The 8,910-nt window shown below is 64.6% G+C and carries 6 protein-coding genes; 2 read left to right on the top strand and 4 right to left on the bottom strand.

The window, feature by feature from the left end; all coding sequences use genetic code 11:
- The 4 genes from VLJ37_02305 to VLJ37_02320 form a co-directional block, all read right to left on the bottom strand.
- Positions 1-3,797: tetratricopeptide repeat protein (locus VLJ37_02305; GenBank protein HSA58502.1), on the bottom strand; the 3,797-nt coding region annotated here is incomplete at its 3' end.
- A 63-nt stretch (positions 3,798-3,860) separates the two neighbouring features.
- Entirely contained in the window at positions 3,861-4,904 is a 1,044-nt protein-coding gene (locus tag VLJ37_02310) for an FHA domain-containing protein (GenBank protein ID HSA58503.1), read from the bottom strand.
- Between the two features lie 40 nt (positions 4,905-4,944).
- A complete protein-coding gene (locus VLJ37_02315; protein HSA58504.1) occupies positions 4,945-5,778 on the bottom strand; it encodes a patatin family protein in 834 nt (277 codons plus the stop codon).
- Positions 5,775-6,935: a class I SAM-dependent rRNA methyltransferase gene (locus tag VLJ37_02320; protein ID HSA58505.1), complete on the bottom strand. Its 1,161-nt coding sequence runs from the start codon at positions 6,933-6,935 to the stop codon at positions 5,775-5,777. Before VLJ37_02320 ends, VLJ37_02315 begins: the two co-directional genes overlap by 4 nt.
- A 112-nt stretch (positions 6,936-7,047) precedes the next feature.
- Between VLJ37_02320 and hemC the strand changes: the two genes are divergently transcribed.
- Together hemC and cobA are read left to right on the top strand one after the other, a co-directional pair.
- Complete coding sequence (gene hemC / locus VLJ37_02325; protein HSA58506.1) at positions 7,048-7,980, top strand: hydroxymethylbilane synthase; 933 nt, start codon at positions 7,048-7,050, stop codon at positions 7,978-7,980.
- On the top strand, positions 7,965-8,910 hold a 946-nt coding region (gene cobA, locus VLJ37_02330), incomplete at its 3' end, for a uroporphyrinogen-III C-methyltransferase (protein HSA58507.1). The genes hemC and cobA, both read left to right, overlap by 16 nt.

Raw genomic sequence — 8,910 nt, forward strand, 5'->3', positions numbered from 1 at the left:
GGTTTCTTCCGGCGCGGCCCCTTGAAGTGGAGGGCGCGCGCGATCATCTCCTTCCCGGTTCCCGATTCGCCGAAGACCCAGACGGGAATGGAGGAGTCGATCAGACGGTCGACGAGTGACAAGACCTCCTGCATCTTGGGCGAGCGCCCGACGATCTCCCGGTACTCGTAGGAGAGCTTGTCCCGCTGGCCGTCGACCTCGCGCCTGAGATTGGCGAGTTCGTCGGTCTGTTCGTCGACCGTCCGCGAGAGGGTCTGGTTGGAGGCCCTCAATTGTTCGATCAGCTTCGCCTTCTGGACGGCCAGGGACGCCTGGTCGGCGAACATCTGAAGGAGCTTGAGGTCGGCTCCCCGGAAAATGCCCGCGGCGTACCGGTGATCGAGATAGAGCGCGCCGACGACGCCTTCGGCCGTCTTGAGGGGGAGGGCCAAGATCGATTTGAGCTCCAACTGATGCACGCTGTCCGAGCCCGCGAAGCGTTTATCCTGCAAAGCGTTGTCGGTGACCAGCGACTCGCAGGTCTTCATCGCCTCGCGGACAGCCGAAAGGCTTAAGGAGGCGTCCTCGGCCTCCACGAGCGCCTTCGAAACGTTGCGGGCCAGACGGATCTCGAAGCCCGGTATGGGGGAGGCCGCGCCTCCGGTGTCTGCCGCCTTCATGACCAAGAAACCCCGCTCGGCCCCCGAGAGGCTCATGGCCGTGTCCATGATCCGGTTCAAGACGTCGTCCATCCGTTCCGAACCCAAGAGGTCCCTCGTGATGTCGTGAAGTTTTTCGAAAGCATCCATGGTGTGGGTCTCCTTGATCGTCCGTGAGTCTTCGTGCGTTTCCTCAAACAAGCTTTTGTAGTCGGCGCGCTCCTCGAATCCGATCTTGAGGGGATCGGGCAGTTGCTCATGCGCCCCGCGGATCATGCGGCGCAGTTCCTCTCTCGCCTCCGGCGAGCCCTGTTGCCACAACCGGGCCCATCGGACTTCCCAGTCCCCGTCCGCCGTGGCCTGAAGGAGGGAAGGCGGGCACGGCGTCTGGGCGGCGCCGTTTTCCCAAGCATCGAGCAAATAGGCGATCTCGGCGGCCCTTTCCTGGAGGTCGCCGGGAAGCGGGGCTTCCCGGCGACCTCGATCGAGAAGCCTCCTCGCTTCGGCAAAGTTTGCCACGGAAGCCTCGGCGAGCGCCCTCTCCAGCAGATTGAGCGTCTTTTCGTGCGGCGTTCCAAAGAAGACCAGGAGCTCTCCCGCGCGCGCGAGCACGTCCAGGGCGGCGGCGAAACGTCCGGACCGGAGGGCCGCCATGCCGAGGTTCTGGTGGACCCGCGCGAGCCCCCCTTCGTCCTCCGCTTGAGAGGCGATTTGCATCGCTTCGCGGTAGGCCGACTCCGCCCGGTCCCATCGGTCCATGCGGTAGGCGAGGTTGCCCTCTTCCACGGCGACGGAAAACAGGCCTCTTGGATAATCGAGTTCCCGGTAGAGGTTTCGCGCGGCATCGAGTCTCTCCCGGGCGCGGTCCCAATCGCCCCTCTTGGAGGCGGCGACGGCCTGGAGTTTGTAGACCTCCGCCCTCTGCTCGGTCACTTCGGGCAGGAGCGTGAGCGCCTTTTCGAACCGCCGTTCCGCCGCATCGGGCTCGCCGGCGTCCAGGTCCAGTCCGCCCAGGAGCGATTGCGCCCGCGCCAGATAAGGCCGGTGATGGGGATCCCCGGCCCGGCCCGCTTCGAGGCATTCTTCCAGGCGGCGCCGGGCTTCTTCGGAACGTCCGAGATTCTTGTAGGAGGTTCCGGTGGAGCAGCCGTATTTGACGCGGTTAAGCCCCATCTCGTCGTCGGGATATTCGCGGAACCATCGTTCGACCGTGGCGGCCGATTCGGCGAAACGGCCGAGCCGGCCGTAGGCGTTCGCGAGGTTTCGGAGCAGGTCCTCGCGCCGGGACGGGTCCTCCGACGTCTCGATGCATTTTTCATAGAGCGGAACGGCCAGGGCCTCGCGGCCGCGGGCGCGCAGGAGGTCGCCCGCCTTCAGGACCCATTCCGCGGAGCGTCGTGTGCGAGGAACTTCCAGGGCGTGATGGGCCAGCGCGATGATCTCGTCGGGCGCCGGTTCTTTCCGGGACGCCAGAAGCCTCAGCCAGCTTCGATGAAGTTGCTCGCGCTCGACGGAACCGAGCGAGTCCAAGATCAAACGGGCCAATCGGGGATGGGAGGGGCGGATGCCGGCGTCCCCGAGCCGCGCCAGAGAGGTCCGAACGGCTCCGGGAGTTCTCCCCGTCAGGCGCGATAAATCCTCCTCCGTGGCTCCGCCGTACGAGGAGGCCAGAAGCGCGGCCAGAGTGCGGTCGTCGGCGGTGAGGGCGGCCAGCCTTTTTTTGAAAATGTCTTCATGGGATTTCGGAAGGTTCATGGGCAGCGTGCCGGATTCGAGGATCTCCCGGCAGGCCTCCGTCAGCAGCAGGGGATTGCCTTCCGTCCAGTCAAAGACGCGGCGCCGCAGGGGTTCGGGCGCTTCGGTGCGGAGAACGGAGGCCATGAATCGGCACGACGCTTCCCAGCCGAGCGGACCGAGGGCGATGTCGAGAACGTCGCGGCGTTCCCGGAGGGAGGAGACGAGAGGGGCCCGCTCCGGCGGCAGTAGATCCTCGTTGATCTCGAGGACGGCGGTTTTGATCTCGCGGAGAGGCTGATGGAGAAAGCGGTAGATTTCCTTCCAGTGCGAATCGTCCATGGCCTCGGCGGAGGTGATGATCTCGACGGCCTCGCGCCCCGTGAGGACGGGGAGGTCCGATTCCGGAGGATGAAGGGACGCCCGGGTCCCCTGCAGGGCCAGATGAAAGAAGAGTTCGTGCACGAGGCGGGACTTGCCGGTCCCCGCCCGGCCGCGGATCAGGACGAGACCCGGCTTTTCGCGATTCTCCCCGAGAAAACCGAGAAGGGACGCCCATTCCTTTTCGCGGCCGAAGAGCGCGTACGTGTGGAGGGATGTGATCCGCTCTTTCGATCTTCGCGATTCACGGACGTCGCGCCGGATCGCATTTCGGGCGTCGGCCGCGGATTTGAAACGGGCCGTTCGATCCGCCTCGATCATCCGGTCGATCACGCGCGCCACGCGCGACGGGACGGACGGATTGAGTTCGGCGAGTTTTTTCTCGGGGGGCGCATAGAGCGCGGCGAGCGACCCGGCCTCTTTGCGGGGATGTCGTCCGGCCAGCGCCTCGAAAAAGACGGTCCCGATCGAAAAGAGATCGCTCGCGGCCCGCGCCTGTCCTTCCATGGCTTCAGGGGCCAGGTAGCGGATCGTTCCGCCGATCGCGCCGCCCTCCGGGGACGGCGCGAGCCTTGCCAGTGTGGCGAGGCCAAAGTCCACCAACTTGAGGCGCCCGCTCCGGTCGATCAAGATGTTCTCGGGTTTGAGATCGCCGTGGATGATGCCCTGCCCGTGAAGGTAGTCGAGGGCGTCGAGGGCCTGCTCCAGCCATCCGACGGTTTGCGGAACCGGGGCGCCCTCCGCGGCGGCGGCGACGGTTTGGCCGTCCACGTACTCCATCCAAAGGCAGGGCGATTCGCCGCCTTGCGAAAATCCCGGGCGTCCCGAATACCCGATGACGCGAACGAGTCCGGGGTGCTGAAGCCGGGAGAGAAGTTTCACCTCCCACTCGAGGATCGAACGAAAATACGGGGAAGAAGATTTGAGGACCTTCGCCGCCACCGCCTCGCCGTCGGGGGTGTGGGCGAGATAGACGGAACCCATGCCGCCCGATCCCAGAAGACGCTCGCACGTCATCCCCGACAGGGTTTGCGGCAGGGTCATCGCGCCATTTTAGGGGTTTTCGGACCTTGGGTCAATTATTCACAAAATAGGCCCTGCGTGGACTCAGCCCTTGAAGACCATCTTCGTGTTCCCGATCACGATCTCGTCGTTCGGCTGGAGCGTGTACTCCGCGATCTTCTTGCCCCCCACGAACGTGCCGTTCGAGGACTCCAGATCGAGCAGGACGTATTTTCCGTTCACGTTCTGGATCTCCGCGTGTTTGCGGGAGACCTTGGGTTCCTTCAGGACGACGTCGTTCGATGGCGAGCGGCCGATGTAGACGTTGTGGTCGAGGACGACCGTCTGGATCACCTTGCCGTTTTCCAGGACCGCGAGTTCGGAGGACTTGCGCGATCCCGCCGCCCGGTCCACCGCGGTGACCGTGCCCGTCTGGCGCTCTTCCAGGCGGATCTTGGCCGTGCTCTCGATGGCCGGATTGGTGAGCGAGGCGAATTGCTTGGGCGCCGACGATTCGCGGATGGTGGGTGAGGGCGTGTGCTCCGGCGGCTGGGGCGCCGCGGGCGCCGATGGGGCGGCGCGCGAGGCCGCGGCGCTGGGCGTCGCGGCGGGCTTAGGTTTTTCCACCGGCTTCTCCGACGGCCTTTCGGGCGGTTTTTCCGGCTTGGGCGCGGCCGCCGGCGGCAGGTCTTCCCCGGCGAAAATACCGCGGTGTCGCTCCAACCCCTCGGCCAGGGTCTTCACGGCGGCCTCCAGGCGGTCGATCTCCTTCTCTTCCCGGCGCCGGATCTCGTTGTGCTCGTCCGCCGTGAACTCCCCCAGGGCGTGGCGGAGGGTGGCTTCTTCGATCTTCTCGGCGTGGAGCTTGAGATTCGACTCGACCAGGAGTTTCTTCTCGAGGACCTTCCGTTCCTCGGCCTCCAGGTCCTTCTTGAGGGCGACCAGCCGTTCGGTGGTCCGGTTCATCTTTCCGGCGTAATCGGCCCTCACCTTCTGGAAGACGGACTCGCTGACCGAGGAGCGGGTCTCTTCGAGCTTGTCCAGGCGGTCCTTGACCATCTTTCGATCGGCCTTGATCTCCTCGGCCTCCTTGAGAAGTGCCTCGTTCAATGGGTGGGAAATCTCGGAATCTTCAAGGAGTTCTTTCATATCTAGGGGCATTTTACGCGAGTGCGGAACCCAAGTCAATTCAAGGACTTGCAGCCAACGCCTGAAGGGCGTCCTCAAAACCCCTGCGGATGGCCGCCTGAATCTTGGGAAGGCTTGTCGTCAGGCGGGTGGTGGGGAGTTTCGTCTGGGGGCGGATGATCGTCAGGCGGGCGGGGAGGCGGCCGGATTCGATGAGTTCGACGGCGCGGTTGTAGGCTTCGAAGCGGCGCATGAAGGCCTCGGCGAGCCGCGGGTATTTTCGGGCGTAGAGGCGCGGCAGAATGTTCACGAGGGGGATTTTTTTGCGGTAGCCCTCCGGACGCGTCAGAAGGACGGTGATGTCGTCGCAGCCGGCATCGAGCGCCTTTTGGATGGGGATGGGATCGGTCACGCCGCCGTCGATGTAGGTGCGCCCGTCGACGACCACCGGGTGCCGGTAGGCGATGGGCATGGCGGCCGAGGCCTTGAGGGCGTTCAGGATCGGGTCCGTGTGCGCGTCGAAGTATTTGGGCTCGCCCGTCTCGCAATCCGTCGAGACGATGAAGAACTGGGTGGGCGAGGTTCGAATCGCCTCGAGGTCGAGCGGGTTGAGCACCTTGAAGACGCGATGGACCAGGAAATCCAGATCCATGACCGAACGCCTCGTCGGAAGGCGCTTGAGGTCGAAGAATCGTCCGTCATGGAGGTATTGGGTCCAAATGACGGGAAAGACATCGAATTGCCGGCTGACCAGGTAGGCGGCCGTGCACGCCCCGGCGGAGGAGGCGGCGACGACGTCGAACTCCGCGTGCCCCTTTTCGGCCAAGGCCATGAGGGCCCCGCACGTATGGGCCCCGCGCATTCCCCCGCCTTCGACGACCAAACCTTTCTTCATAGAATCCTCAAGATCCAGCACTGCAAATAATTCGACTCCGGGAACGTGAGCAACACCGGGTGATCCGGCGCGGCCCCGCGGCGTTCCAGGATCTGAACCTCCCGCCGCGTGTCGCGGGAGGCCTCCCGGAGGGTGTCTTCGAACATCTCCGGCGTGAAGTTCTGCGAGCACGAGCAGGTCACGAGGACCCCGCCGGGCTTGAGGATCTTCATCGCGCGCAGGTTGATCTCCTTGTAGCCGCGCACGGCGCCCCCCACGTTCCGCCTGTCCCGGACGAACGGCGGCGGATCCAAGAGGACGGCGTCGAATTTCTCCCCGCGCTCGTCGCACTCGCGCAAGAAGTCAAAGCCGTTGGCCTCCCACGACGTCACGTTCTTGACGCCGTTCCGGGACAGATTGTCCTGCAGGGCCGCGAGGGCCGGGGCGGAGCTGTCGACGGCCAGGACTTCTTCGGCGTGTTGCGACGCGGCCAGCGCGAAGCCCCCCTGGTAGGAAAAAAGGTCGAGCACGCGACCGCGCGCGTACCGGGCGGCGGCCAGGTGATTCTCCGCCTGGTCCAGAAAAAGCCCCGTCTTTTGACCCTCGAGGGGATCGACGGAAAAAGCGAAGCCCCCCTCCTGGATCAAGACGGGAAGGGGGAGATTTCCCGCCACGATCCCCTTTTGCCGCACCAGCCCTTCCAGGTCTCTGACCGGCGGATCGTTCCTCTCCACGATGGCGGCCGGCTGGAGGAGTTTTTGAAAGAGATCGACGAACGTCTCTTTGAACCGGTCGGCGCCCGCGGAGAGGGTCTGAAAGACCAGCACGTCTCCGTAACGGTCGAGGATGACGGAGGGCATGCCGTCCGACTCCCCGTGGATCAGCCGGACTCCGCCGTTCGGTGGCGGCGAACCCCGCCGGGCGATGGAGGCCGCGATCCGTTTGCTCCAGAACTCCCCGTCCAGGGGTTCACGGGACCGGCTCACCATCCGAAGGGTGATTTGGGAGCGCGGGTTGCAAAAGGCCTGCCCCAGGAACTTTTCCCCGGGCCCCAGGACCGAGACCACGGACCCGGGTTCGGGCAGGGGGTCTTTCAGGACCACGTCCGACCGGAAGACCCAGGGGTGCCCGGCGCGGACCCTTTGAAAACCCTTTTGATTAATAAGGACTTGGGGCATGGATTGTGGGGTCCTTCCGTAAGCGACTGCGTCCGAAAGATCAAGGATTACATAAAACCTAATACTTTCCTTGACTTAGCAAGGTCCTATGTTACCTTTTTACGGGGACCCCATGCCAGCCAAGCGCAAAATCATACTCGGAAGCCGGGGCAGTCGTCTGGCCTTATGGCAAGCCAATCACGTCAAGAAGCTCCTGGAGGACGAGTACCGGGACCTTTCGGTCACGATCAAGGTGATCAAGACCACCGGCGACAAGGTGACCTCAACGCCCCTGACGGAGATCGGGGGCAAGGCGCTGTTTTTGAAAGAGATTGAGGACCAGCTTCTGGCCCGCAAGGTGCATGTGGGCGTTCACAGTCTCAAGGACGTCCCGGCCGTCTTGCCCCCGGGACTGATGCTCACGGCCGTCCTGAAGCGCGAGGACCCCCGCGACGTCTTCCTCTCGAAAAAATACGGCTCCCTCCTTCAGCTCCCGAAGAAGGCCAAGGTCGGGACCAGCTCCCTGCGCCGGAAGGCGCAGCTCAAGAATTTCCGGCCCGACTTTGAAATCGTGCCCTTGCGCGGAAACATCGAGACGCGGCTGAAGAAGATGCAAGCGGGGCAGTTGGGGGCGATCGTCCTGGCGGCGGCCGGAATGACCCGGCTCGGGATGGTCGCGAAGATCACGGAGTACCTGCCGACGACGCTCATGCTCCCGGCCGTCGGACAAGGCGTGATCGCGCTCGAGATCCGGGAGGACGACGAGGCCGTGAGGCGGCTGTTGGATCCGCTCAACGACCAGGAGACGATGATCGCGATCCAGGCGGAGCGGTCCTTCATGAAGGGCGTGGAAGGGGATTGCCACGCGCCGATCGCGGCCTTCGCCGAGGTGCACGGTCAGAACCTGAAGATCACCGGAATGATCGCCTCGCCGGACGGACGGGAGCTGATCCGCGACCGGATGGAGGGGAATATCCGCGAGTCCGTGGCCCTCGGGGACGGCCTGGCGAAACAATTGCTTGGGCACGGCGGGCGGGAGATCCTCAGGGCGTGCAAGGCAAAATAGGAATCGTTTATCTCGTCGGCGCCGGTCCCGGCGATCCCGGCCTCATCACCGTCAAGGCCGTCGCCTGTCTTCAAAAGGCGGACGTCGTCGTCTACGACTACCTCGCCAACCCCAAATTCCTGGATCTCGCCCCTCCCAAGGCCAGGCGCGTCTACGTCGGCAAGAAGGGCTCGAGTCACAGCAAGAAACAGGACGAGATCAACGCCCTCCTGGTCGCCGAGGCCCGGCGCGGAAGGACCGTCGTGCGTCTCAAGGGGGGCGATCCGTTCGTCTTCGGGCGCGGGGGCGAGGAGGCGGAGGCGCTCGCGGGCGCGGGGATTCCTTTCGAGGTCGTGCCGGGCGTGACCTCCGCGATCGCCGTCCCGGCCTACGCGGGGATCCCCGTGACGCACCGGAATTTCGGATCCGCGGTCGCGATCGTGTCGGGACACGAACAGGACGACGAGGGGCCTTCGGCGCCAGATTGGCGGGCGCTGGCGGGGATTCCCAGCCTCGTGTTTCTCATGGGTTGGGCGAACCTGCCGAAGATCGCGCAACATTTGATCGAAGGGGGAAAATCCCCCTCGACGCCCGCCGCGATCGTCGAATGGGGGACCCTGCCCCGGCAGAAAAAGGCGACGGGGACGCTGTCGACGATCGTCGAGGCGGCGAAGGCGAAGGGAATCAAGCCGCCGACGGTGATCGTTGTGGGCGGGATCGTGTCCTTGAGCGGCCGCCTGGGCTGGTTCGAGAACAAGCCCTTGATGGGCCGGCGGATCGTGGTGACGCGCTCGCGCAACCAGGCGAGCGAGCTCTCGCGCCTTCTCGATGAGCAGGGGGCGGAAGTCCTCGAGATGCCCACCATCGAGATCCGCCCGCCGTCGAGTTGGAAGGGGCTCGATGCGGCCGTCAAGCGTTTGCCCCAATACGACTGGATCGCCTTTACGAGCG

This window comes from bacterium (genome assembly GCA_035454885.1).
GTDB lineage: Bacteria > UBA10199 > UBA10199 > JACPAL01.